The organism is Aquimarina addita, assembly GCF_039539305.1.
Taxonomy (GTDB): domain Bacteria; phylum Bacteroidota; class Bacteroidia; order Flavobacteriales; family Flavobacteriaceae; genus Aquimarina; species Aquimarina addita.
This window is the reverse complement of record NZ_BAABCW010000016.1, coordinates 1-26216: the sequence shown is the minus strand read 5'-3', so window position 1 is coordinate 26216 and position 26216 is coordinate 1. Positions and strand designations below refer to the sequence as shown.

21 protein-coding genes are annotated in these 26216 nt (G+C 33.5%); 16 read left to right on the top strand and 5 right to left on the bottom strand.

From position 1 onward, the window contains the following. Positions 1-71 precede the first annotated feature (71 nt). Positions 72-320: a hypothetical protein gene (locus ABD816_RS16650; protein ID WP_344929308.1), complete on the top strand. Its 249-nt coding sequence runs from the start codon at positions 72-74 to the stop codon at positions 318-320. A 279-nt stretch (positions 321-599) separates the two neighbouring features. Here ABD816_RS16650 and ABD816_RS16645 read toward each other — a convergent pair whose 3' ends face one another. Both ABD816_RS16645 and ABD816_RS16640 read right to left on the bottom strand, forming a co-directional pair. Continuing rightward, entirely contained in the window at positions 600-1280 is a 681-nt protein-coding gene (locus tag ABD816_RS16645; protein ID WP_344929306.1) for a class I SAM-dependent methyltransferase, read from the bottom strand. 113 nt (positions 1281-1393) lie between these two features. Further along, positions 1394-1939 carry a flavodoxin gene (locus tag ABD816_RS16640; protein WP_344929305.1) on the bottom strand — a complete coding sequence of 182 codons (546 nt, stop codon included), beginning with the start codon at positions 1937-1939 and terminating at the stop codon, positions 1394-1396. 94 nt (positions 1940-2033) lie between these two features. Between ABD816_RS16640 and ABD816_RS16635 the strand changes: the two genes are divergently transcribed. Next, on the top strand, positions 2034-2393 hold the full coding sequence (locus ABD816_RS16635; RefSeq protein WP_344929302.1) for a hypothetical protein: 360 nt from the start codon (positions 2034-2036) through the stop codon (positions 2391-2393). Between the two features lie 144 nt (positions 2394-2537). Here the strand turns inward: ABD816_RS16635 and ABD816_RS16630 are convergent, their stop codons facing one another. Beyond that, positions 2538-3011, bottom strand: a complete 474-nt coding sequence (locus tag ABD816_RS16630) for a thioredoxin family protein (protein WP_344929300.1) — start codon at positions 3009-3011, stop codon at positions 2538-2540. 13 nt (positions 3012-3024) lie between these two features. After that, positions 3025-5256, bottom strand: coding sequence for a TonB-dependent receptor (locus ABD816_RS16625; protein ID WP_344929299.1), 2232 nt, complete (start codon positions 5254-5256; stop codon positions 3025-3027). 134 nt (positions 5257-5390) lie between these two features. Between ABD816_RS16625 and ABD816_RS16620 the strand changes: the two genes are divergently transcribed. From ABD816_RS16620 to ABD816_RS16605, 4 genes are all read left to right on the top strand, one after another. Further along, complete coding sequence (locus ABD816_RS16620; protein WP_344929297.1) at positions 5391-6056, top strand: metal-dependent transcriptional regulator; 666 nt, start codon at positions 5391-5393, stop codon at positions 6054-6056. A gap of 397 nt (positions 6057-6453) precedes the next feature. Further along, positions 6454-7002 carry an RNA polymerase sigma factor gene (locus ABD816_RS16615; protein ID WP_344929296.1) on the top strand — a complete coding sequence of 183 codons (549 nt, stop codon included), beginning with the start codon at positions 6454-6456 and terminating at the stop codon, positions 7000-7002. Between the two features lie 31 nt (positions 7003-7033). Then, on the top strand, positions 7034-7687 hold the full coding sequence (locus ABD816_RS16610) for a hypothetical protein (protein ID WP_344929294.1): 654 nt from the start codon (positions 7034-7036) through the stop codon (positions 7685-7687). Positions 7688-7788: 101 nt separating this feature from the next. Beyond that, positions 7789-8235, top strand: coding sequence for a hypothetical protein (locus tag ABD816_RS16605; RefSeq protein ID WP_344929292.1), 447 nt, complete (start codon positions 7789-7791; stop codon positions 8233-8235). Here the strand turns inward: ABD816_RS16605 and ABD816_RS16600 are convergent, their stop codons facing one another. Further along, entirely contained in the window at positions 8236-9294 is a 1059-nt protein-coding gene (locus ABD816_RS16600) for a WD40/YVTN/BNR-like repeat-containing protein (protein WP_344929291.1), read from the bottom strand. A 77-nt stretch (positions 9295-9371) separates the two neighbouring features. Here ABD816_RS16600 and ABD816_RS16595 point away from each other — a divergent pair, with 77 nt between their 5' ends. The 10 genes from ABD816_RS16595 to ABD816_RS16550 all read left to right on the top strand — a co-directional run bounded on the left by ABD816_RS16595 (position 9372) and on the right by ABD816_RS16550 (position 26121). Further along, a complete protein-coding gene (locus ABD816_RS16595) occupies positions 9372-10583 on the top strand; it encodes an RsmB/NOP family class I SAM-dependent RNA methyltransferase (protein ID WP_344929290.1) in 1212 nt (403 codons plus the stop codon). A gap of 119 nt (positions 10584-10702) precedes the next feature. After that, positions 10703-12628, top strand: coding sequence for an endonuclease (locus ABD816_RS16590; protein ID WP_344929289.1), 1926 nt, complete (start codon positions 10703-10705; stop codon positions 12626-12628). 102 nt (positions 12629-12730) lie between these two features. Continuing rightward, on the top strand, positions 12731-16396 hold the full coding sequence (gene purL, locus ABD816_RS16585) for a phosphoribosylformylglycinamidine synthase (RefSeq protein ID WP_344929288.1): 3666 nt from the start codon (positions 12731-12733) through the stop codon (positions 16394-16396). A 354-nt stretch (positions 16397-16750) separates the two neighbouring features. Further along, entirely contained in the window at positions 16751-18523 is a 1773-nt protein-coding gene (locus ABD816_RS16580; RefSeq protein WP_344929286.1) for an AMP-dependent synthetase/ligase, read from the top strand. Positions 18524-18715: 192 nt separating this feature from the next. Then, complete coding sequence (locus tag ABD816_RS16575) at positions 18716-19171, top strand: MarR family winged helix-turn-helix transcriptional regulator (protein WP_344929283.1); 456 nt, start codon at positions 18716-18718, stop codon at positions 19169-19171. A 17-nt stretch (positions 19172-19188) separates the two neighbouring features. Further along, on the top strand, positions 19189-21594 hold the full coding sequence (locus tag ABD816_RS16570) for a 3-hydroxyacyl-CoA dehydrogenase/enoyl-CoA hydratase family protein (RefSeq protein WP_344929281.1): 2406 nt from the start codon (positions 19189-19191) through the stop codon (positions 21592-21594). 42 nt (positions 21595-21636) lie between these two features. Continuing rightward, positions 21637-21996: a four helix bundle protein gene (locus ABD816_RS16565; protein ID WP_344929279.1), complete on the top strand. Its 360-nt coding sequence runs from the start codon at positions 21637-21639 to the stop codon at positions 21994-21996. Positions 21997-22047: 51 nt separating this feature from the next. Beyond that, positions 22048-23238, top strand: coding sequence for an acetyl-CoA C-acyltransferase (locus ABD816_RS16560; protein ID WP_344929278.1), 1191 nt, complete (start codon positions 22048-22050; stop codon positions 23236-23238). 81 nt (positions 23239-23319) lie between these two features. After that, positions 23320-25131 carry an acyl-CoA dehydrogenase family protein gene (locus ABD816_RS16555; RefSeq protein WP_344929277.1) on the top strand — a complete coding sequence of 604 codons (1812 nt, stop codon included), beginning with the start codon at positions 23320-23322 and terminating at the stop codon, positions 25129-25131. A gap of 729 nt (positions 25132-25860) precedes the next feature. Further along, entirely contained in the window at positions 25861-26121 is a 261-nt protein-coding gene (locus ABD816_RS16550) for a hypothetical protein (RefSeq protein WP_344929274.1), read from the top strand. Positions 26122-26216 lie beyond the last annotated feature (95 nt).

Sequence of the window (26216 nt, the reverse complement as noted above, 5' to 3'; positions counted from 1 at the left end):
CCCTATTTATATTGTTTCTAGCTATAAAGACTAATACTTTTATATTTATATAAATCTAAAAATATAATATTATGGCTATACGGTTAGGAAACGGTTGTGAAAACTGTGAAAATTTAATGGAAAACAGTACTTGTAAAGTACACGGAGTAAAAGTAAGTAGTAGTTATACGTGTGATAGTTTTGAGATGAAAACAGCACTAAAAGATGATCGTAACTGTGTAACTTGTTTACGATATGAAACCAGTGATTGTGCAAATCCACAAAAGGCAGCTCCACAGATGTTATGTTCTCATTGGGCTCCACAAAACGCTATGGCGTAAATTATGTAAATTAAAAAAAGTAGGTATCTCACAAAATAATGCGAGATACCTACTTTTTTTTTAACAATCATATACCTCCTAAAGATTCTATAGTACTACATAGGTCTGTATTTTATTGATTTTTCCATATAAATAAATTCTTTATCAAAAATATACTTGCGATAGTTACAAGGGCTAGCATAAATATTTCTGAAATATTACTGCTTTCATAAATAGTAGCAGACTTATGCTCATAGCACAAAAGTCATAGAAAGATGTTTGAATTGATTTTCGTATGGTTTAGGTATTCCTCTGATGCGAAATAGTTTTTTTTCCTAAAGTCATAATAGTATATTTTCTATGAACAAGATCGTCTGTTTTACTTCTCACGTATTCAGTCTTAGTTTTAATGTCAATTATTTCAAAACCCGAGTCCATAGCTAGTTGACTTACTTTATCAATATTAAATAATGAAAAAACAGAATTTACAAAAGGTAATCCTTCCATACATTTTTTATCAACAAAAGTTAGGACAAAATGTCCCTTTGGCTTTAGTACTCGATTAATTTCTTTCAAAAACACATCTGGTTTCTCCCAAAAATAAATGGTATTTACTGTAATAATTCTGTCAAAAAAATTGAGTACATATGGTATCTTATTGCCATTATAATGCTGAAATAATGCACGTCCGGATTTCACATACTTTTTATTGATCCGCACCGCTTCTTCTGTCATTGTTTTTGATATCTCAAAACCAAAATAACGTAAACCATTAGCTAATCGCATAATATCAGTGAGGTGTTCACCATTACCAGGTCCAATTTCTAAAATTCTATGCTTATTTTTAACAGACATAGCTAACAAGGAATTAGTAATCATACCCTTGTTACTAGCATTCATTAATTTTCCTAAAACTTTGCCCTCATTACCAACAGGACATTTTAATTGTAGTGCTAATTTGTCCAGATCTATTGCGCTCATGTTTATTAGTATCCAGTTACATTTATTGTATGATAAGTATTCATATTCAACCACAAAACAGTATATCACTTCAATTCCCTACGTTTTAAAGCAAAAAAACTAGAAACTAAGTATTAGGTTAAGACATTTTTATGTGATCTGTAGACCTGTAATTCCTTTTTAACCTGATGAATCCATTTGGTAAGACGTTCTTCATTTAATTGAGATTCATTATCATTGTCAATAGCAAGTCCATAAAAATATCCTTCTTTTTCCTCAATCATTGCAACAGAATCCGTAAACCTATACCCTTCATATGGCCAATGCCCTATAACCTCGCCTCCGTTTTCTAATACCACTTTTGCCAGAATACCTACTCCATCAATAAAATATTCTCCATATCCTATCTGATCTCCCAGACCATAAATAGCTACTATTTTGTTTGTGAAATCAATCTCTTGAAAATCATCAAAAAATGATTCCCAGTCACTTTGTAAATCTCCATCATACCAAGTTGATAATCCAAAAATGAAATGATCAAATTGATCAAAATCACTCTTTTTTACATCTCCGATTTCACGAACATCCAAATTGTCCTGATCCCAAAGAGCTATAAAATCTTTAGTTATATCATCAGTACAACCTGTATCCGAACCATAAAACAATGCTATCTTTTCCATAAAAACGCGAATTAAATATAAAGCAAAAATACATTATTTTTATTTATTCTAAATAAAAATAATTTGATAAATTTGATAAACCAAAATTTTACATATGTATATTTTAGATCCTTTATATAATAATCGCTTAGGAAGTGCTTTTATAATAAAGAATAGTTATGATGATACTATATTCAATTCCAAAATACAACTTCTTATAGGCGATATAGCAGTTATAATGGATGTAGATGAGATCAAAAGATTACTCATCACTATACGTTCTGCGCAGAAGGGATGTCAAAATAAGAACTGTAATTGTCAGCAATCAAGTAAAAATATAAAGTGTAATACACAACATGCAGAAATAATTTTTAAGCTCAACGAAGAAAAACTGGTATTTTTTGAAGAGCTTATTTTGGGAATTCTATTTCATACCGCTTATGAAGATCTATTATCTTTTAATCAAATTGATTAATTAAAAGACAATACACTGATACTAATCCTATAATTTATTTAGACTAATATTTACGATGCTGTTTCTATTATTTCTTCATCAGAAAATTAAACCAGTAAAAAATTATTTAATCTATATAAACCTACAATAAAAATAGAATTGGTATTACTCAAAGCTTTTTTCTAATATACGTAATAGTTCATTGCTACTTATGAATGAATCATGTTGAAAAATGATTTCATTCTTAGCATTAAGAATCACAATAGTTGGGTAAGATAATGTACCTTCTATATTTCCTAACGCTTCTGCTAGTTGGTGAACACCTGTATGTACTCCGGTAGCCATATATTTAAATGTATGACCAGAAAAAACGATATCCTCTTTTGCTTCGCCATTCAGCTTAATAAAGTAGAATTTTTTATTAAGCTCTTTAATCACATCAGGATTAGAAAAAGTGTTGGTTTTCATACCATGACAATAACGACACCAGTTGGTATGTATAAAAACAAAGTAAGGTCGTGTTTCTTCTAACTGTAATTGTTCTGCTTTTGGGAATGTATATGTATGTAAGTCGTCTATCTCTTGAGCTTTCAAAAGAAAAGATAGTATACTTAGCAATAATAGCATATAATATTTCATACTACAGAATTATTTAAAATACAGTATATCGTACTCCCAGAAATCCTCGAATACCTTGATTAGAAGCATATACATAACTTGGATCAAAAGTTAGTGCATTAGGATTGTTTGGAGTAGCTACTGCTTGCCCATTCTGATCAAAAGTAACCTCTTTATCAAAAGGGTCAAAAGCTCTTGCAATACTATTAGCTGCCGGAGTAAAGTTTAAAAGGTTTTTCACACCACCATACAATTCCCAATTTCTACTCATTTTTTTAGTTAGTTGAATATTTTGGACACTAAACCAAGGTGAATAAGCATCTCTAGGATCAGTATCACTTAATAGCGGAAGTCGCATAGGACCATACACATTTCCTGTATAATCAACACTAAGTCCTATATTTTTAAACACATAAGAAACACTCCAAACACCACTAAAACTTTCTGTAAGTAATTGTCTACGTCGTTCTCCATTCTCGGTTACAGAGACATCCATTAATGTGGCACCTGCTATCACTTTAAATCCATTCTGCCATACGATATCTGTATTCACGGATACTCCCTGAGATATCGATTTACCATCTAGGTTGGCATAAATAATTTTATTAGGGTCCGTCTCATAATCGGGCAAAATTCTATTGTCAAAATACGTATAAAATGCGCTGGCATCGATACCAATAAAAACATTATTAGGAGTCGTAATTTTTTTGACATAATTAATATTAGCATTCCACGAAGTTTCTGGTTGTAACTCTCCTTGAAATTCTACTTCTCTCGCTCCTGTTAGTGCAGCATGGTCTTCTGTAAATACATTAGCAACCCTAAAACCATTTCCAGCGCTAAAGCGTAGTGCGTCACTTTTATCTTTTGAGTTCCATTTATAATTAAGACGAGGTGAAAAAATAGTACCGTGAATACTATTATAATCATACCGAGCTCCTAATAGAAGTTTATGTTGATCTGCAAGACGTATTTCATCTTGTACAAAAAGTCCTGGTAAATGTGTAATAGAAGCATTATTAGTTATACCATCTGATGCTGCTGTAGCAAAGGTATTATCGTCATAATAAGTGTAGCGGTAAGCAGCACCTACTAAAAGATCATGACGTTCTCCAATAGGTTTGTTCCAGGTAAATTGTCCAAAACCTATATACTGATCTGCGTTATAAGAATCTGTTCCGTAAAATGAATTTTGTATATGCCCATTAGCACTAAACTGAAAATTAATATTTTCTTCCAGAGGTAACTGATAGGTACCAAAGGTTTCCCACCTACTGGTATAAATACTTTCTCCATATATCTCATCACCTCCTCTAAAACGACTATTCCATCTCATATCACCGCCCCAACGATCCTCGTATACGTATCGACCTGCTACTGTAAATACTTTATTATTTTTTCTGTCAAAATTTAATTTATTAAAAACAGAAATACGGTTTTGAAGGGTTAGATCAGTAAAACCATCATTATTATTATCTATTTTATTTTGAAAATTAAAATAATTTACTCCTAGTAATCCTTGTATTTTATCCCCTAATGCATATCGTAACCCCAGATCCACATTTGCTTCTCCCCAGGAACTAACAAAACTTTCTACAGCTGTTTCTGGTGCGCTAGAAGGCTTTTTGGTTATAATATTAATAATCCCTCCTACAGCTTCAGAACCGTATAACGTTGATGCAGGTCCTTTTACAATTTCAACTCGTTCTATAAGTGACTGTGGTATACCTGTTAAGCCATATACAGTAGAAAGACCACTCACAATAGGCATCCCATCAATAAGTACAAAAGTATAAGGACCTTCTAATCCATTTATATGAATATCACCTGTATTACACACATTACAATTAAGTTGCGGTCGTACTCCATTTACATTCTGCAATGATTCAAAAACAGAGGGTGTGGGATTCTTTTTGAAAAATGATTTAGAATAAACCTCCACAGGAACAGTACTTTCTAATTTGCTAACAGGTTTCATCGTACCAGAAATCACAACTTCTTCTAAATTATTGTTATCTGCCTCTAATTGAAAATCAAATGTATAAGAAGTGCCTTCATCAACAGTTACTCTTTTTTTTTGCACTTTAAATCCTAATGACGATACGATCAAAGTATACGAACCCTCTGGAATATTAGTAAGTTCAAATCTACCATCCTCATTAGTTGCTGTACCAACATTAGTACCAGACAAATATACATTAACATATGGTTCCTTTTTTTTATTAAAAGTGACCACTCCCTCTATAGTACCAGTTTGTGACCACATTGATGAAACTATACATAAACATAATAAAAACAGATAATTGAAACTCATACTAAATTCTAAGTTATAAAAGCAAAACTAACAAAGTTAGCATATACTAACAAATATATTATAATAATTTTTGTAATTTTGATTTTATGTTAACATTAGTCGAAGAAAATTATATCAAAGCACTACTCCATCTTTCTTCAAAAGATAGAGCAATGACACAAAAGGAAGGCGTAGGCACCAATGAGCTTGCATCCTTCTTGGATGTAAAGCCCTCTACTGTCAATGAAATGCTGAAACGGTTAAAAGAGAAGAAATTGGTTTATCATGAAAAGTATAAGAAAATCACTTTAACAGATCATGGAGAGGCAATTGGATTGACTATCATACGTAAGCACCGCCTTTGGGAAACATTTTTATGCACTAAACTTGAATTCGAATGGGATGAAGTACACGATGTTGCCGAGCAGTTGGAACATGTACAATCTAAAAAACTAATAGAAAAAATAGATAAATTTTTAGGGTATCCTAAATATGATCCTCACGGGGATCCTATTCCTGATCATAAGGGAATCTTACCTAGAAGAGAAACGAAAAAACTTTCTCTACTTCCACAAGGATCCATATGCACTGTTTTGGCAGTAAGTGATACGTCCAAAGAATTTTTAAATTACCTGGAAACACTTAAAATCCAAATAGGAACTGAAATAATGTTAGAAGAAAAAATTTCTTATGACAATTCGATGAAAGTTGAAATAGAAGGAGTACTCACAGTACTTTCTAAAAAAGTTTCTGAAAATATTTTAGTTGGATAGTACTAAAAGAATAAATACGCTTAGTATTCTAAAAAAACAATTCATAAAAACTATTAAAAACAAAAAAGAGTGCCTCCGCACTCTTTTTCTTCACACAAATCATCTTAATTTAAGACTTCATCTAAAATTAAAACTCACTTTTTAAAAACTTTCACCTTGGGGGAAGTAAAAGCAATTATATCTTTATCACGTGGTAAAGATACATCTTATTTTATATTAACCAAACATTTCATGCTTTTTATCTTTAAAAAAATGCAAATAATCTTGTTTTAGTTATTTTTCCTACTAAATTCCTACAAAAAAAATTAAAATTAACTAAACCTTTTTATTTAATATTAGTCTTACTGTATATAGCAGTATATTAGCTATGTCAAACTTAAATCTAATCTTTTACCCTTTGAATACAGAAGACGAAAAAAAATTACTAATAGCATTACAAAACGATGTCAATATAAATGCTGCGTTTACGGAACTTGTCACCTTGTACAAGGAACGCTTATATTGGCATATAAGAAATATGGTAAAAAACCATAATGATGCAGATGATGTTTTGCAAAATGTATTTATCAAAGTGTATAAAAATATACAAAAATTTAAAGGAGAGAGTAAACTATACTCATGGATGTATCGAATAGCAACAAATGAATCAATTACCTTCTTAAACAAAAGAGCAAAAAAATTTAATATTAGTAATGAAGAATTGAAACAGCAACTTATAGACAATCTAGAATCTGATGTTTATTTTGAAGGAGATGAGATACAACTAAAACTACAAAAAGCAATTGCAACCTTACCTCCAAAACAGCAACAGGTATTCAATATGAAATATTTTCAGGAATTAAAATATCAAGAAATATCAGAAATTTTAGAAACAAGTGAAGGAGCACTAAAAGCTTCTTATCATTTAGCCTCAAAAAAAATAGAGGCATTTTTAAAAGCTAATTAAACCTTTATCTATTTAAATTGTCTTACATATAGTGAAAACAAATAACAAACATATCGACAAAACAGGGTTTAAAACTCCAACAGATTACTTTGATCAATTTGAAGAAAAACTTTTTGACAAAGTAAAAGGGCAATTAGAAATCAGCTCATCCAGTTTACCTGAGGAATCCAAAAATAATTTCAAGGTTCCTGGTAACTATTTTAATGATTTTGATGATAAACTTTTGAGCAGGTTAAATAATGAAGAACTAACGCTATCTGAGAACCTAAAAAATGGACTATCTGTTCCAGAAAATTATTTCGAAAATGTTGAAAAACTAATTTTAGAAAAAACAACTAGTTCCAAAAAAGAGCATAATAAGGAATCTAAAGTAATCTCTTTATTTTCCAGAAAAAGACTTTTATCTGTCGTAGCTGTAGCAGCTACAATAGTAATTATTTTTTCTGTTTTCACTACACCAACTGAAACTAAATCCCTGGACTTTAATGATATTGCAGTAGCTGATATAGAAAGCTATTTTGACAATGATGAAACACAATTTAGTGAAATAGATATTGCGTCATTATTAGATACAGAAACTAACTTAACCGATGTTTTTAATGACACCGATATAAGTGATGAAGTGTTATTAGATTATTTATCTGATGAACAATTAGAAAATGAAATAATTAGTATTGAACAATAAATTAAAACTTCGCAAATCTAGCGCTTATTAAATCAATAATTCTTAGTGATATCCTTTTTGATAGAATAATGTCTAGTTTATGAAATTTAAGAATGAAAAAAATGAAAAAAATAATACTCTTACTAGTAATACTTGGCGCCATCAATATCTCCTGCGCCCAAAAAAGCGGTTCCAGAGAAAGAATTAGAACATTTAAAATTGCATATATCACAGAGCAATTAAATCTAACCAGTACTGAGGCTCAAAAGTTTTGGCCAGTTTATAATGAACACCATAATAGCATGGAGTCTCTTAGAAAACAAGAGCGTTCTTCTTTAAAGATAATGAAAGAAACAGAAAGTCTCGATAACATAAACGATACAGAGGCAGAAAAGTTAATAAATATTTATTTAGATATTGAAGAACAACGATTTCTAGCTAAAGAAAAGTTAATTAAGAAGCTAAAATCAATAATCCCTCAAAACAAAATTATAAAATTACTCAAGACAGAGAGTGATTTTAACAGACGCCTATTAAAACAACTACGTGATAGAAATAGAGGACAATAGCTATTTAATAAATGTAATTTTTGCTATTCTATTCTTACCTGCTGCAATCGCAATAGTATCGGATAGAAATCTAATTGTATAAAAACCTGTATCGCTAATGTTTTTCCAGCTAGTTCCATTATTATGAGAAACGGATATTCCAGAAGAGCCGACAGCTATCATACCTTGATTTTTACTATTCGGAATATAACGTACACAACTTTTATAACCTGCTCCACTCCCGCTCGCCACTAAATGCCAAGTAATGCCTCCATCTGTAGTTATGGCTTTATTTTTATCATTCATCTCTGGTTTTGTATAATCCCCACCATAAATCACACCATTTTTCTCATCATAAAAATCAATAGAATAGCCCCCGGTAGTAGATGTACCTTGAGTTAATGGCGTTTCAAAAACCTTCCACGTTTTTCCTTTATTGGGAGAATAAAATACTCTGGATTTCATTCCTCCAGAAATCATCCATGTTTTATCACCTACAACTGCAATATTACTATTACTTGCAGCAAATGCAGCTTCTCCTTCTTTTGTTTCTGGTAAATCATCACAAGAAATTTTATTCCAGCTTTCTCCACCATCCCGTGTGCTGATTATTGACAAACAAGTATCTGTAGGATCACCCATGGCTATTCCTTCTTTATCATTCCAGAATATCATGGAATCATAAAAAACTTTTTCGTGATCTTCTTTATAAACCAAGGTAGCTTTACCCGATTTCTTATTAATCATATATAATAACGCTGGAGATTCAACACTTAGGATAAAAAAATTCGTAGCATTAGATGCTATAGCCCTGTAGTTTGGGACTTTATCTTCATAACTAATATTCTCTATATTTCTCTTTTCGAATTGGAAACCTTTCTTTATTTTATAATATCCATATTTACCTTCACTACCTGCATACATCATAAAATCAGTATCTACTTCAATTGCACGAATATTGATTGAGTCTTCTAAAATAGGTTCAATAATTACATCAGAAAAATGATATTTAGAAATCATATGCTTCTTAGATGAATTAAAAAACAAAAAGACAACGATCAATAATAGTAAAAATCTCATATCCAATATTTTTAAATCAAATATAACACTATTCTAAAGCAAAGGATTACCTTTGCATCCCCTAAAAAAAAATAAGGATGCGTTTACATAGAAATCTGGTTTTTGCTGTAATTGATGGATTACACGAAATATTTAATGAAGGAGCTTATGCAGATAAGGTGGTTCAGAAATTACTTAAAAGAGATAAAAGATGGGGCTCCAGAGATCGAGGTTTTGTCGCAGAAACCACTTACGAAATTGTACGTTGGAAACGTCTTTATGCAGAAATTGCAGAAGTAAGACAACCGTATTCCAGAGAAAATCTATGGAGAATATTTGCGGTATGGGCAACGCTAAGAGGGATTACACTTCCTGATTGGAAACAAATAGGCACTACTCCTACCCGTCGTATCAAAGGACGTTTTGATGAACTGAGTACGATCAGAAAATTTCGTGAATCTATTCCGGATTGGATGGATGCCATAGGAGAAAAAGAATTGGGTGCTCAATGGGATAAAGAGATCAGCGCATTAAATAAGCAAGCACCTGTTGTACTAAGAGCTAATTCTCTAAAAATAACCAGAGATAAGCTAAGAAGCATACTTGAAGATGAAAAAATCGATACAGAATTTATAAAGGGATATCCTGATGCGCTGCAATTAATAGAAAGAGCCAATGTCTTCTCTACAGAAGCTTTTAAAAATGGTTTTTTTGAAGTTCAGGACGGTTCTTCTCAATTAGTAGCTAAATTTTTAGACCCAAAACCAGGTGAACGTGTCATTGATACCTGCGCCGGTGCTGGAGGGAAAACTTTACACCTTGCAGCTTTAATGAAAAACAAAGGGCAAATTATTGCCATGGATCTATATCAAAACAAACTGAAGGAATTAAAAAGAAGAGCACGTCGTGCAGGAGCACATAATATAGAACCCCGAGTTATAGAAAGCACAAAAGATATTAAGAAATTGCATGGCAAAGCAGATCGTGTATTAATAGATGCACCATGTAGCGGATTAGGCGTATTAAGCCGTAATCCTGATGCCAAATGGAAGTTACAACCAGAATTTTTAGATAAAATAAGAGAAACACAAGCCCAGATATTAGAAAACTATGCCAAAATGGTAAAACCAGGAGGTACATTAGTATATGCCACTTGTTCTATCTTACCCTCTGAAAATCAAAACCAGGTTAAAGATTTCTTAACATCTGATATAGGAAAAGAATTTACATTTGCAAAAGATAAAAAAATATTATGCTCAGAATCAGGATTTGATGGATTTTATATGGCATTATTAGAGAAGAAAATATAGTATATCAAGTCAAATACTATTTTTTCATTAAATCGGTGGAACTTAAAATTATTTGAAATAAAACTCTTAAGACCAGTTAAAATTTTAAATTTTTCATATAACTCAACATTATTTTTACAATGAAAACTCGATTACTTTTTATTACACTTGGTGCATATTATTTTGGATTTAGTCAAATCCCAACCGATTACTATGATAGTGCAGATGGATTAAGTGGCTTTAGTCTTAAAACAGAATTAAAAAACATTATCTCTAATGGACATATCGATCAAGGATATGGAGCACTGTATACTGCTTATCTAACTACAGACAATGACAATTATTACGAGATGGATAATACTGTATTGGATATGTACTCAGAAAATCCAGCGGGAGCTGATTCTTATTCTTATGCGCATGATACTAATGGTGGTACGGATCCAGGAGATGCATGTGGCAGTACAGGGTTTTCTGCAGAAGGGGATTGTTATAACAGAGAACATTTATTTCCACAAGGCTTTTTTGATAGCGCATCACCCATGCGCTCTGATGTACATCACGTAGTACCTTCTGATGGAGAAGTAAACGGAGGCAGAAGTAATTTTCCTTTTGGTATTGTAGCTACCGCCACAGAAACCTTTACTAACGGTTCTAAGGTTGGAACTAATGGGTATCCTGGATATGTTGGAACTGTTTTTGAACCAATTGATGAGTTTAAAGGAGACATTGCACGATGTTTACTGTACTTTGCAACTCGCTACGAGGATGAAGCACTGGAAGCTGCTGTGGATGGAAGTGGAGAATGGGATCCCCACACAGCAGAAAATAATCCAATGGATGGGTCTACTGCTGAGTTTTACGAAAGCTGGTTCATTAACCTTTTAATATCTTGGCATAATGCTGATCCAGTTTCTCAAAGAGAACTAGACAGAAATGAAGCTGCTTATAATTTTCAGGGAAATGCAAATCCATTTATTAGTCATCCAGAATATGTAGAGATGATATGGACAGTTACACCTCCTGACACAGAAGCACCTTCTGTACCTACTGATCTGGCTATCGTTACAGAAGAAGCAACTAGTATTGATATTTCCTGGGTCGCTTCTACTGATAATGTAGGAATTCTTAATTATGATATTTATATTGATAATAGCTATAATAGCACGACTAGTAATACCTTATATACCATTACTGGACTGTCATCAGAAACAACCTATGATATAAATGTTTTAGCACGGGACACTTCAGGAAACACTTCTGAACTTTCAGAAGTTATACAAGGAACAACAACTGTTAATAACATTATTTTTGAAGAAGACTTTAATGATTGTACAACCGTAGGTGATAGCTTTTTTGCTTTTAACGAAGCAAGTGATAAAAACTGGGTGTGCGAAGATAGTTTTGGACAAGATGATACGGGGTCTTATCAAATGAATGGTTTCAGAGAAGATGTAGCTAGTAGAGATTGGTTGATATCAGTAAATAGCTACGATTTTGATGCTACTAATACTGAACTATTAAGCCTGTACTTAGATTATAGATTCGGGTCAACTCCACTAGAATTAATATATTCTTCTGACTATACAGGATCAGGAGATCCATCCATTGCAACCTGGACTAACGTTCCTAATATTTCCATACCTACAGATTTTAGCGATAGTGAAGAAAAAGAAATCTTTTTTGATCAAGTTGATGTGAGTAGTATTACAGGAACAGTTTATGTAGCTTTCAGATATTACTCAAATGGATCACCTACAAGGTGGACTATTGACAGTTTCAAATTAATTGAGAAGCAAGAGCTACTAAATACTCCTTCTTTTAGTGATGATACACGTTTTACAGTTTTTCCTAATCCATCTAACGGAAATGTAGAAATTCAATTTGTAGAGAATCAAAATATTGAAAGTCTGGAAATTTATAATCTTATAGGGAAAAGAGTTTTTAGCACCACTAATATCCCAACTACAAATGATTCTATAGAATTAACTAACCTTCCTAAAGGAATTTTACTCGTAAATATAACATCCGGTTCGCAACTTATTACAAAGAAGTTGATCGTAAAATAAGACTTATAAATAATACGTGATATTAAAAAGCGACTTCGGTCGCTTTTTTTTATGAAAAAGAGTAAATTTGCAGCTTAATAAATCAACACAAAGTCACGGAGCATGATCCACTTCTTCGGAAACCCAAAAGAGAAAGTATTTGCAGTACAAACCGCTACTGAAATCTCAGCAGAAAATAATGAAAAGTTAGTATGGTTATTTGGTAACCAACCCAAAATATCAACGGCGTCTATTGACGCTTTTTTTATTGGTCCACGTGCTGCCATGATTACTCCCTGGAGCACAAATGCCGTAGAGATTACTCAGAACATGGGGATCGAAGGAATCATAAGAATAGAAGAGTTTAAAAACGTGTCGGAAAGTTTTATCGATTTTGATCCGATGCTTTCACAAAAATATACTAAACTTAATCAGGAAATATACACTTTTGATATTCAACCAGAAGCAATACTTGAAATTGATGATATTGCAGCATATAACGAGAAAGAAGGGTTAGCATTAAACCTTGAAGAGATTGAATATCTGGAAAATGTTGCTAAAAAGATCGGTAGAAAACTAACTGATTCTGAGGTATTCGGCTTCTCTCAAGTGAACTCTGAGCATTGCAGACATAAAATATTTAATGGCACCTTTATTATTGATGGAGAAGAACAACCTACATCACTTTTTAAATTAATCCGAAAGACTTCAGAAACGCATCCTAATGATATTGTTTCTGCTTATAAAGACAATGTAGCTTTTATAAAAGGCCCAAAAGCAACTCAATTCGCACCAAAAAGCGCTGAGAAACCAGATTTTTATCAGGAAAAAGAATTCGAAAGTGTAATTTCAATAAAAGCAGAAACTCATAATTTCCCTACAACTGTAGAACCATTTAATGGAGCAGCTACGGGTGCCGGTGGAGAAATCAGAGATCGACTCGCAGGAGGAAAAGGATCCTTACCATTAGCAGGAACCGCAGTATATATGACTTCCTATTCTCGACTACAAGAAAATCGACCTTGGGAGCAAACTATGAACGAAAGAAAATGGCTGTATCAAACTCCTATGGATATATTAATCAAGGCATCTAATGGAGCCTCTGATTTTGGAAATAAATTTGGACAACCACTCATTACAGGATCAGTCTTGACTTTTGAACATAAAGAAGACGCGCGTAAACTTGGTTTTGACAAAGTGATCATGCAAGCTGGTGGAATTGGATATGGTAAAGCAGAGCAAGCTATCAAGGATAAACCAGCTACCGGAGATAAAATTATCATCCTGGGAGGAGAAAACTATCGTATTGGCATGGGTGGAGCTGCCGTTTCATCCGCAGACACGGGAGAATTTAATAGTGGGATAGAATTGAATGCTATCCAGCGTTCTAATCCTGAGATGCAAAAACGTGCCGCAAATGCCATACGTGGAATGGTAGAAAGTGATATCAATACTATCGTTTCTATTCATGATCATGGAGCTGGAGGACATCTCAATTGTCTTTCTGAATTAGTAGAAGATACTGGTGGTAAAATTGATTTAGACAAATTACCCGTTGGAGACCCTACCCTTTCTGCAAAGGAAATTATCGGGAATGAATCCCAGGAACGTATGGGACTGGTCATCGCACAAAAAGATGTTAATACTTTACAACAAATTGCAGATCGTGAGCGCTCCCCTATGTATCAAGTAGGAGATGTAACTGGCGATGATCGTTTTTCATTTGAGTCTAAAACTAAAGGTGATAAACCAATGGATTTAGCATTAGAAGATATGTTTGGGAGTTCTCCAAAAACAATAATGAATGATAAAACAGTAGAACGCAACTACGATCAATTATCATATAGTAAAGACAATATACACAAGTATCTTGATCAAATCCTTCAGCTAGAAGCGGTAGCATGTAAAGATTGGTTGACAAATAAAGTGGATCGATGTGTGGGTGGAAAAGTTGCAAAACAACAATGTGTGGGTCCACTACAATTACCATTAAATAATTGTGGAGTCATGGCATTAGACTATATATCTACAGAGGGAATTGCAACTTCAATTGGTCACTCCCCTATCTCTGGTTTGATTGACCCTGAGGCTGGAAGTAAAAACTCAATTGCAGAAGCATTAACTAACATCGTTTGGGCACCCTTAAAAGAAGGATTAGCTTCTATCTCTTTATCTGCCAACTGGATGTGGCCTTGTAAAAATGAAGGTGAAGATGCTAGGTTATATAAAGCAGTAAAAGCAATTTCAGATTTTGCTATTGATTTAGGAATTAATGTCCCAACGGGCAAGGATTCCTTATCCATGAAACAAAAATATCCAGATGGAGAAGTAATTTCTCCGGGAACTGTTATTATTTCTGCTGCAGCAAATTGTAATGAAATTAATAAGGTTGTAGAACCGGTATTACAAAAAGATGGTGGTGACATTTACTATATCAATCTATCACAAGACACTTATAAATTAGGAGGGTCTTCATTTGCGCAGATACTTAATAAAATAGGCACAGAAGCACCTACCATTAAAAATTCTGAAAATTTTAAAGATACTTTTAATACCATTCAACAATTAATTAGAGAAAACAAAATTGTTGCCGGACACGATGTAGCATCTGGCGGGCTTATTACTACTTTATTAGAGTTGTGTTTTGCGGATATTAATCTGGGCGCAACACTCGATTTAACTAAAATAGACGAAGAAGACATAATAAAGTTATTATTTGCAGAAAACTCAGGCATCGTATTTCAAAGCGCTGCCGGAGCTGACATAGAAGCGTTACTTACTAAAAATAAAATACAATTTTATAACATTGGGAAGGTTTCAGAAAAAGCAGAGTTAAAACTTACACATAGAAACGACACCTATGCCTTTACTATAGAAAACGTAAGAAACACCTGGTTTAAAACATCCTATCTTTTAGATCAAAAACAAACAGCAAATAATCTTGCAACGGATCGGTTTGAGAATTTTGCTAAGCAACCATTGCAATATACCTTCCCTGAACAATTTACAGGAAAAAAACCGGTGGTCGACATAACGAAACCAAGACCAAAAGCAGCAATTATTCGTGAAAAAGGAAGTAATTCTGAACGAGAGATGGCGAATGCTATGTATCTTGCAGGTTTTGATGTAAAGGACGTTCACATGACGGATTTAATTTCTGGTCGTGAGACGCTAGAAGATATTCAGTTTATTGGAGCCGTCGGAGGGTTCTCTAACAGTGATGTATTAGGATCTGCCAAAGGTTGGGCTGGTGCATTTTTATATAATGAAAAAGCAAATACTGCCTTAAAGAACTTCTTTAAAAGAGAAGACACACTTTCTGTAGGAATCTGTAATGGTTGTCAATTGTTTATGGAGCTAGGAGTCATCAACCCAGAACACAAAGTTCATGGTAACATGCTTCATAATGATTCTCATAAACATGAAAGTGGGTTTACATCAGTTAAAATACAAGAAAATAATTCAGTAATGTTATCAACCTTAGCAGGAAGTACATTAGGTGTTTGGATTTCTCACGGCGAAGGAAAGTTTAACCTTCCTCTTACAGAAAATCAATATAACATTGTAGCAAAATATGGATATGATACTTATCCCGCCAATCCTAATGGCTCTGATTACAACACGGCTATGATGAGTGATGTAACAGGTAGACATTTAGTCATGATGCCGCATATCGAACGCTCTACGTTTCAATGGAACTGGGCTCATTACCCAAAAGGAAGGCAAGACGAAGTATCTCCTTGGATAGAGGCTTTTGTTAATGCAAGATTGTGGATTGAAAAGAAGTAATTATTCTGCCATTTAAATAATAATTACTAATTTAATTTTAACTCTAGATTAAAATCAATTTTCGAATTTATTCACAAAATAATAAAGAATTATCAATAAATAACTCCTTTTTTTATATATTACAGTTGTGCATTCTAATAATTTTTATAATTTGCAAAGCTATGCGCGCATAATATTTTTAAAACACTTACTGGTATAGTAAAATATACCAAGCATAAACAGTAATTTTTAGCACTTATTCAGCCTGAAATGGTTATAGAAAAACGTGATATAATTACTTATTGGGAAACTTTCTCTCTTATGATAGAAAGAAATATAGCAAGAAAGTACTAAACATTTATCTGAAAACAACCTATGAATACAATAACTAGATTATTTGATTTTCCTCATTATCAATTGGAGAAGCATAACTTAGAAAAAGCGCTAATCACTAAGTATGATGGAAAATGGATTGCCACCTCTACAAAAGAATATGTAGAAAAAGCAAATCAAATCAGTCGTGGTCTATTAAGATTAGGAGTAAAACCAAATGACAAGGTAGCTATTATTTCAACTAATAATAGAACAGAATGGAATATTACTGATATTGGGATTTTACAAATCGCAGCACAAGACGTCCCCATCTATCCCACTATTTCTGAAGAAGATTATGAGTATGTTTTAAATCATTCTGAATCTACTTATTGCTTTGTTTCTGATAAAGAAGTATTAGAAAAAGTCAGAAATATCGAGAAAAACGTACCTACGTTGAAAGGAGTATATTGTTTTAATGATATAGAAGGCTGCGATAGTTGGAACAAAGTATTAGAATTAGGAAAGGATGATAGTAACCAGAATGAAGTAGAACAATTAATGGCATCTGTAAAAGAAGATGATCTTGCTACCTTAATATATACATCAGGTACTACGGGAAGACCAAAAGGTGTCATGCTAAGTCACAAAAACATTGTTAGTAATGCACTCAACAGCTCGGGTCGTTTTCCTGAAATGCCAGGTGAAGCAAAAGCATTAAGCTTTCTACCTGTATGTCATATTTATGAACGAATGCTTCTATATCTTTATCAATACAGAGGTTTTGGGATTTACTTTGCAGAATCACTAGAAACAATAAGTGATAACTTAAAAGAAGTGAAACCAGAGGTAATGACCGCAGTACCGCGATTATTAGAAAAGGTATACGATAAAATAATTGCGAAAGGAGCGGATCTTACAGGAATTAAAAAGAAATTATTCTTTTGGTCTGTAGACCTGGGACTAAAATATGAACCCTATGGAGCTAATGGATGGTGGTATGAAAAAAAGCTAGGGATTGCAAAAAAATTAATATTTAGCAAATGGCAAGAAGCATTAGGTGGCAACTTAAGAGTAATTGCCTCAGGAAGTGCAGCCCTGCAACCTAGATTGGCCCGAGTTTTTAATGCTGCAGGTATAAATGTTATGGAAGGTTATGGTCTTACAGAAACCTCACCAGTAATATCGGTAAATGACGTTAGAAATTTTGGATTTAAAATAGGAACTGTAGGCAAGCTGATCCCGGAAACAGAAGTGAAGATTGCTGAAGATGGAGAAATTCTTGTAAAAGGCCCTCAGGTTATGATGGGATATTATAAGGATGAACAAAAATCAAGTGAAGTACTCAAAGATGGTTATTTTCATACAGGGGATATTGGAGAAATTGATTCTGAAGGATTTTTACGAATTACTGATCGTAAAAAAGAAATGTTCAAAACTTCCGGAGGTAAATATGTAGCACCACAATTAATAGAAAATACGATGAAACAGTCTCGTTTTATCGAACAAATCATGGTTATTGGTGATGGAGAAAAAATGCCAGCAGCTTTTATCCAACCCAATTATGAGTTTACAAGAGATTGGGCAAAACGTAAAGGTCTGGATATCGGTAGCTCCAATGAAGAAATGATCAGTAATCAAAAAGTTATTGACAGGATACAAGAGGAAGTAACAGAACACAATGAAAAATTTGGAAAATGGGAGCGTATTAAAAGATTTGAGCTTACCGCAGATGAGTGGAGTATTGAAGCTGAACACCTTACACCTACCATGAAATTAAAGCGAAAAGTTATTAAAGCAAAATATCAAGATTTATACAGTAAAATTTATGGCTAATTCAATTCACTGATTGCAAGATGATAATGCAACCTTAACAGGAAATCGGTAAACCCTTCATTTTATGAAGGGTTTTTTTATTAATTCAATAGAAAAACGTAAATTACTTCAACATTTCACATTTTTTTATGTAATTTATTATGCGTGCATAATAAATTTTTCTTACATTTACATTTATAATAAATTTTCTGAATGAGAGAAAAAACGATCGATTATGCACTTCGTGCTACGTGGATGGCAGTTGCTAAAATGTATAATGAAGAGGCAAGTAAAAAAGGGAGTACCATGGCAACGGGATTTGCTTTGTTAAGTATAGACCCAGAAAATGGAGCTCCATCAACTTCTTTAGGCCCAAAAATGGGTATGGAAGCCACCAGTTTATCCCGTACATTAAAAACAATGGAAGAAAAAGGACTCATTTATAGAAAAAAAAATCCTCAGGACGGACGCGGAGTTCTTGTCTATCTTACTCCTTTTGGTGTAGAAATGAGAAATTTTTCTAAAGAAGTCGTTTTTTCATTTGACCTCGCTGTGAGAAAGCATGTGCCGCAAGAGAAACTGGATGTCTTCTTAGAAGTATTCCAAACGATAAACGAATTAATTTCGTCCAAGAAAATTTACACAAACAAAGAATCTATAACATCTTAATAACCCGAACTTAAAAAATGAAAAGAATCATTAAAAAAGTTGCAGTCGTTGGCTCAGGAATAATGGGATCAGGTATTGCATGTCATTTCGCTAATATTGGCGTCGAAGTATTATTATTAGATATAGTTCCCAGAGAACTAAACGACAAGGAAAAAGCAAAAGGTCTTACCCTTAAAGACAAAGCAGTACGTAATCGCTTAGTAAATGATTCACTAACTGCTGCACTTAAATCCAAACCCTCTCCTATTTACAGTCAAAAATTTGCAAGTCGCATCACTACAGGAAACCTGGAAGATGATATTGCCAAAGTAGCAGATGTAGACTGGATTATTGAAGTTGTTGTAGAGAGACTGGATATCAAAAAATTAGTTTTTGAAAACCTGGAAAAGCACAGAACACCGGGAACATTAATTACTTCTAACACTTCGGGAATTCCTATTAAATTCATGAATGAAGGAAGAAGTGAAGATTTCCAGAAACACTTCTGCGGAACTCACTTCTTTAATCCTGCCCGATACTTAAAATTATTTGAAATCATTCCTGGACCAAATACTTCGACTGAAGTACTTGAATTCCTTAATGGATATGGAGAGCAATACTTAGGAAAAACATCCGTAGTTGCTAAAGACACCCCTGCCTTTATTGGAAACAGAATTGGTATTTTCAGTATTATGAGCTTATTTCATATGGTAAAAGATATGGGATTAACAATTGAAGAGGTGGATAAATTATCAGGTCCGGTTATTGGACGTCCAAAATCCGCTACTTTCCGTACGGTTGATGTCGTAGGGTTAGATACGTTAGTACATGTTGCTAATGGTATTGCTGATAATTGTCCTGATGATGAACGCCACGAATTATTTAAACTTCCTGCTTTCATTAATACGATGATGGAGAATAAATGGTTAGGAAGTAAGACTCAACAAGGGTTTTATAAAAAACACGTTTCTCCAGAAGGAAAGAAAGAAATCCTTTCATTAGACTTAGACACTTTAGAATACAGAGAAAAGAAAAGAGCTTCTTTTACAACACTGGAAATGACAAAAACTATCGATAAGGTAGTAGATCGTTTTAAAGTATTGGTTGCGGGAAAAGATAAAGCAGGCGAATTTTATCGTAAAAGTTTTGCGGCATTATTTGCATACGTATCCAATCGTATTCCTGAAATTACAGAAGATCTTTACAAGATTGACGATGCCATGAAAGCTGGTTTTGGATGGGAACATGGTCCTTTTCAGATCTGGGATGCTATTGGAGTAGAAAAAGGAATTGAAATGATGAAGGCGGAAGGATATGAACCGGCTGCCTGGGTTAATGATATGATCAGTTCAGGAAACACTTCTTTTTATACTGTAAGAGATGGAGCGACCTATTATTATGATATTCCTAAAAAAGAACAAGTAAAAGTTCCGGGACAAGATGCATTTATCATTTTAGATAATATCCGTAAGTCATCTGAAGTTTTTAAAAATAGCGGCGTTGTTGTAGAAGATCTAGGTGATGGTATTTTAAATTTAGAATTCCAAAGTAAGATGAATACGATAGGTGGTGACGTTCTTGCTGGATTAAATAAAGCAATTGATATTGCTGAGAAAGATTTTCAGGGGTTAGTCGTTGGTAACCAAGCTGCTAATTTTTCTGTAGGAGCTAATATTGGTATGATCTTTATGATGGCCGTAGAGCAGGAATATGATGAACTCAATATGGCGGTTAAATATTTTCAGGACTCTATGATGCGTATGCGTTATTCTGCAATTCCTACTATTGCTGCTCCTCACGGTATGGCACTGGGAGGTGGATGTGAAATTTCACTTCATGCTGATAAAGTTGTTGCTGCTGCAGAAACTTATATGGGATTAGTAGAGTTTGGAGTTGGCGTAATCCCCGGTGGTGGTGGATCTAAAGAGATGGCGCTACGAGCAGCAGATCTTTTCAAGAAAGATGATGTAGAATTAAATGTATTGCAAGAACACTTTTTAACCATTGGTATGGCTAAAGTTTCTACTTCTGCATATGAAGCGTTTGACACTAACTTATTACAAAAAGGAAAGGATATCGTTGTGGTTAATAAAGATCGACAGATCGCTACTGCAAAAGCACATGCTAAATTAATTGCTGAGCAAGGATATACGCAACCTGTAAAAAGAAAAGATATTAAAGTACTTGGTAAACAGGCACTAGGTATGTTCTTAGTTGGTACAGACTCTATGGAAGCGAGTAAATATATTTCTGAACACGATCATAAAATAGCAAACAAACTTGGATATGTAATGGCAGGTGGAGATTTATCAGAACCTACACTGGTATCAGAACAATATCTATTAGACTTAGAACGCGAAGCTTTTTTATCTTTATGTACCGAACGCAAAACGTTAGAGCGTATCGAGCATATGCTTAAAAAAGGAAAACCGTTACGTAATTAATATTTTATTGAGACTAGAAACAGGAGTCAAGAATCAAGACTAATGAAAAGATATAATTTTAAAAAACTACAAATTTGGACTGAAAGCATGAACTTTATTAATGAAACTTATAAGCTTACTTCCACATTTCCAGATTATGAAAAATTTGGTTTACGTAGTCAATTAAATAGATGCTCCGTTTCAATAGCTTCAAATATATCTGAAGGAACAAGTAAAAGAACAAATAAGCATTTTATAAAATTTTTAGAAGATAGCTTAGGTTCTGCTTTTGAAAGGGAAATACAATTAATTGTGTCCCTGCGTCAAGAATATATTTCAGAGGGATTGTTTGATTCCCTTGAAAATCAGGTAAACATATTACAAAAGAAAATTTCAAATTTCATCGACAGATTAGATCCATAACGTTCTGAATCTTGTCTCTTGATTCTTGAATCAATTTTATAACTTAAAATTATGAAAACAGCATATATAGTAAAAGCATACAGAACAGCCGTAGGGAAAGCTCCTCGTGGTGTGTTCAGATTTAAAAGAGCAGATGAGTTAGCTGCAGAAACTATCGAACATATGATGAAGGAACTTCCTGAGTTTGATAAAAAACGAATTGATGATGTAATTGTAGGAAATGCGATGCCAGAAGGTTCGCAAGGATTAAATATGGCTCGTTTAATTTCTCTAATGGGATTAGACTCTGTAGATGTTCCTGGAGTAACGGTTAATAGATTTTGTTCTTCAGGGATAGAAACAATCGGTATTGCTACTGCAAAAATTCAAGCTGGAATGGCTGATTGTATTATCGCAGGTGGAGCAGAAAGTATGAGCTCTGTACCAATGACAGGATACAAGACTGAGTTAAATTATGACTTAGCAAAATCCGGACATGAAGATTATTATTGGGGTATGGGTAATACAGCAGAAGCTGTAGCGCATCAATTCAATGTTTCACGTGAGGATCAGGATGAATTTGCTTATAATTCTCATATGAAAGCTTTAAAGGCACAAGCAGAAAATCGTTTTCAAGATCAGATTGTACCTATAGATGTAGAACAGATTTATGTAGATGAGAATGGAAAAAAAGCAACTAAATCATATACCGTAACAAAGGATGAAGGTCCTCGTGCAGGAACCAGTAAAGAGGTCTTAGCTAAATTAAGACCTGTTTTTGAAATGGGTGGTAGTGTAACAGCTGGTAACTCATCACAAATGAGCGACGGAGCTGCCTTTGTAATGATTATGAGTGAAGATATGGTGAAAGAATTAAATCTGGAACCTGTTGCCAGACTTGTGAATTATGCCGCAGCAGGCGTAGAACCTAGAATTATGGGTATTGGACCGGTAAAAGCTATCCCTAAAGCATTAAAGCAAGCAGGGTTAAAACAGGATGATATCGAATTAATTGAGCTTAATGAGGCTTTTGCTTCTCAATCTTTAGCAGTTATGAGAGAGCTGAATCTTAATCAGGATATTGTGAATGTAAATGGTGGTGCAATCGCTCTGGGTCATCCTCTGGGATGTACAGGTGGTAAATTATCAGTGCAACTATTTGATGAAATGCGTAAGCGCGATATGAAAGGAAAATATGGCATGGTAACCATGTGTGTAGGAACCGGACAAGGAGCAGCTGGAATTTTTGAATTTTTAAATTAATTAATAGCATTGAGATATGAGATAGGAGGATGCAATTAAGACACGTCTCATTACTCAACACTAACTTCTAAAACTAATAAGATGAGTACAGAAACAATAAATAAAGATATCCTTAGAGGAGGTCAGTTCCTTGTCAAAGAAACTAAATGTGAAGACGTATTTACTATGGAGGATTTTTCTGAAGAGCAGAAAATGATGCGTGATAGTACTAAGGAATTTGTAGATCGCGAACTTTGGGCACACTGGGAGCGATTTGAAAAGAAAGATTATGCATATACAGAAGAATGTATGCGCAAAGCAGGAGAACTCGGACTACTTGGTGTAGCTGTTCCAGAGGCATATGATGGTCTTGGAATGGGATTTGTATCTACCATGTTAGTTTGTGATTATATTTCTGGTGCTACTGGATCTTTTAGTACTGCATTTGGAGCACATACTGGGATTGGTACCATGCCGATTACCCTATACGGAACGGAAGAACAAAAGAAAAAATATGTACCTAAACTAGCTACCGGAGAATGGTTTGGAGCATACTGTTTAACAGAACCTGGTGCAGGATCTGATGCTAATTCTGGTAAAACAAAAGCTGTTTTATCTGATGACGGCACTCATTATCTTATCTCTGGTCAGAAAATGTGGATTTCTAATGCTGGATTTTGTAGTGTATTTATAGTTTTTGCACGTATCGGTGATGATAAAAACATTACTGGTTTTATTGTAGAAAATGATGCTGATAATGGTATCTCATTAGGTGATGAAGAAAAGAAACTCGGAATTCACTCCTCCTCTACTCGTCAGGTATTCTTTAGTGATACCAAAGTACCTGTAGAGAATATGCTATCAGAAAGAGGCAATGGATTTAAAATTGCAATGAATGCATTAAACGTAGGACGTATTAAATTAGCAGCAGCTTGTTTAGATGCGCAACGTAGAGTAATAGGTGAAGCAGCTAAATATGCTAATGAGCGTATTCAGTTTAAAACTCCTATTATGAACTTTGGCGCTATAAAGGCTAAAATTGCTGAGATGGCAACTAATACCTATGCTGATGAAGCTGCTAGTTACCGTGCTGCAAAAAACATAGAAGATAGAATTGCTATTCGTCATGCTGAAGGAAACTCTCATCAGGAAGCAGAATTAAAAGGTGTAGAAGAATATGCAATCGAATGTTCTATTTTAAAAGTAGCTGTTTCTGAGGATGTGCAAAATACTGCAGATGAAGGAGTACAAATTTTTGGAGGAATGGGATTCTCTGCGGATACACCTATGGAATCTGCATGGAGAGATGCACGTATCTCACGTATCTATGAAGGTACTAATGAGATCAACCGTATGCTTGCCGTAGGAATGCTTGTAAAAAAAGCAATGAAAGGTCATGTAGATTTACTTGCTCCTGCCATGAAAGTAGCGGATGAATTAACTGGAATCCCTTCTTTTGACACGCCAGATTACTCTGTTTTATTCTCAGAAGAAAAAGAAATTGTAGCAAAACTTAAAAAAGTGTTCTTAATGGTTGCTGGATCAGCTATGCAAAAATTTGGTCCTAAGCTAGAAGAACATCAACAATTATTAATGGCTGCTTCTGATATTTTAATTGAAATCTATATGGCTGAATCTACAATTTTGCGTACTGAAAAAAATGCAAAACGTTTTGGTGAAGATTCTCAAGATGTGCAAATAGCAATGTCTCAGTTATATCTTTATAATGCAGTAGATATCGTTATCAAAAAAGGAAAAGAAGCCATTGTTTCTTTTGCAGAAGGTGATGAACAACGTATGATGTTAATGGGACTTAAACGCTTCACTAAGTATGCGAATCAGCCTAATGTAGTAGCACTAAGAACTAAGATTGCAGATAAAGTAGCCGCAGAAAACGGATACTGTTTCTCATAAAAACTTGAGACTTATATAACACACGTAACTTATCAAAGTATATTGCAATAAATATATATTTGAAAACCTTAGACGTTAGATTGTATACAATGCCCTCCTACGGCAGTAAACTAGGAGTTGTTTAATTTTGATAAAAAAAACCGCTTTTCTCTTCAAGAAAAGCGGTTTTTTTTGCATCATAACTGATTTATATATCTTTTTAACCATACATAATAAATAATAAATCAAACAACACTTTAATTGATAAATAGCTCCTTAAAACTAATCTTTTATGGCGTTGATAAGGTTTAGATAAATTATATTTACTAAATGTAAAAATAAGTAGTGTACTAACATTTTTAAATAATAAAACTAAAGAAAATTTACTAGTACATTCTACACTCACTATCAGTAACAGAATCTGTATGATTACACTATAATAAATCTATAAGATCAACTATTAGATTAGAAGCCTCTAATCAACTAATCAATATACAAAGTCATTAAAATTTTGATATTAGCATTCTCATTTATTCGTAAAGATTTTTTAAGTAAAGAGCACCCTAATTCTTTATTGGTTATAAATCATCTAAAATCTTGCCTGACAAGTAATTCCTGTAAACAAATAATATATTTTTTAAATCGAATTCTAAAGAATTGACAACAGATTCTAAAAGTACAAATTCAAAACCTCAAAAAAACTTTACCTTCATATTTGATTTAATTTTTTCAATTAATTCTTAAAAGAATATGGGAATACTAATTACTTTATTAACTTTTATTTCATTTACAGCTTTAGCTCAAAAAGTTAAAAAAGACTGGTTGTCAGCATCATTTCCTACCCCCCTTAAAGACACTTTGTTTTATAATGAAGCTGTAGATAAAATGATAAAAATTACTCGCTATAAAGAACTGCTCGATATTAATTTAATACAATGTTTGTTCTCATTAAACTATATTAAAGTTCAATTAGAGTATGATATGATACTCCCAATGCTTAGGACAGGATAAAGATATTTTTAATTTCTAAGAAGCCATTTGTTTTTGATAAAATATTTGATTTGGAGGTACTTTTCCGATTTCAGTATGTCTTCTTTTGGTGTTGT

Coding starts and splice junctions, on each gene's coding strand:
- ABD816_RS16650 (WP_344929308.1), top strand. CDS start 72: ATGGCTATACGGTTAGGAAACGGTTGTGAAAACTGTGAAAATTTAATG.
- ABD816_RS16645 (WP_344929306.1), bottom strand. CDS start 1,280: ATGAGCGCAATAGATCTGGACAAATTAGCACTACAATTAAAATGTCCT.
- ABD816_RS16640 (WP_344929305.1), bottom strand. CDS start 1,939: ATGGAAAAGATAGCATTGTTTTATGGTTCGGATACAGGTTGTACTGAT.
- ABD816_RS16635 (WP_344929302.1), top strand. CDS start 2,034: ATGTATATTTTAGATCCTTTATATAATAATCGCTTAGGAAGTGCTTTT.
- ABD816_RS16630 (WP_344929300.1), bottom strand. CDS start 3,011: ATGAAATATTATATGCTATTATTGCTAAGTATACTATCTTTTCTTTTG.
- ABD816_RS16625 (WP_344929299.1), bottom strand. CDS start 5,256: ATGTGGTCACAAACTGGTACTATAGAGGGAGTGGTCACTTTTAATAAA.
- ABD816_RS16620 (WP_344929297.1), top strand. CDS start 5,391: ATGTTAACATTAGTCGAAGAAAATTATATCAAAGCACTACTCCATCTT.
- ABD816_RS16605 (WP_344929292.1), top strand. CDS start 7,789: ATGAAAAAAATAATACTCTTACTAGTAATACTTGGCGCCATCAATATC.
- ABD816_RS16600 (WP_344929291.1), bottom strand. CDS start 9,294: ATGAGATTTTTACTATTATTGATCGTTGTCTTTTTGTTTTTTAATTCA.
- ABD816_RS16595 (WP_344929290.1), top strand. CDS start 9,372: ATGCGTTTACATAGAAATCTGGTTTTTGCTGTAATTGATGGATTACAC.
- ABD816_RS16590 (WP_344929289.1), top strand. CDS start 10,703: ATGAAAACTCGATTACTTTTTATTACACTTGGTGCATATTATTTTGGA.
- purL (WP_344929288.1), top strand. CDS start 12,731: ATGATCCACTTCTTCGGAAACCCAAAAGAGAAAGTATTTGCAGTACAA.
- ABD816_RS16580 (WP_344929286.1), top strand. CDS start 16,751: ATGAATACAATAACTAGATTATTTGATTTTCCTCATTATCAATTGGAG.
- ABD816_RS16575 (WP_344929283.1), top strand. CDS start 18,716: ATGAGAGAAAAAACGATCGATTATGCACTTCGTGCTACGTGGATGGCA.
- ABD816_RS16570 (WP_344929281.1), top strand. CDS start 19,189: ATGAAAAGAATCATTAAAAAAGTTGCAGTCGTTGGCTCAGGAATAATG.
- ABD816_RS16565 (WP_344929279.1), top strand. CDS start 21,637: ATGAAAAGATATAATTTTAAAAAACTACAAATTTGGACTGAAAGCATG.
- ABD816_RS16560 (WP_344929278.1), top strand. CDS start 22,048: ATGAAAACAGCATATATAGTAAAAGCATACAGAACAGCCGTAGGGAAA.
- ABD816_RS16555 (WP_344929277.1), top strand. CDS start 23,320: ATGAGTACAGAAACAATAAATAAAGATATCCTTAGAGGAGGTCAGTTC.
- ABD816_RS16550 (WP_344929274.1), top strand. CDS start 25,861: ATGGGAATACTAATTACTTTATTAACTTTTATTTCATTTACAGCTTTA.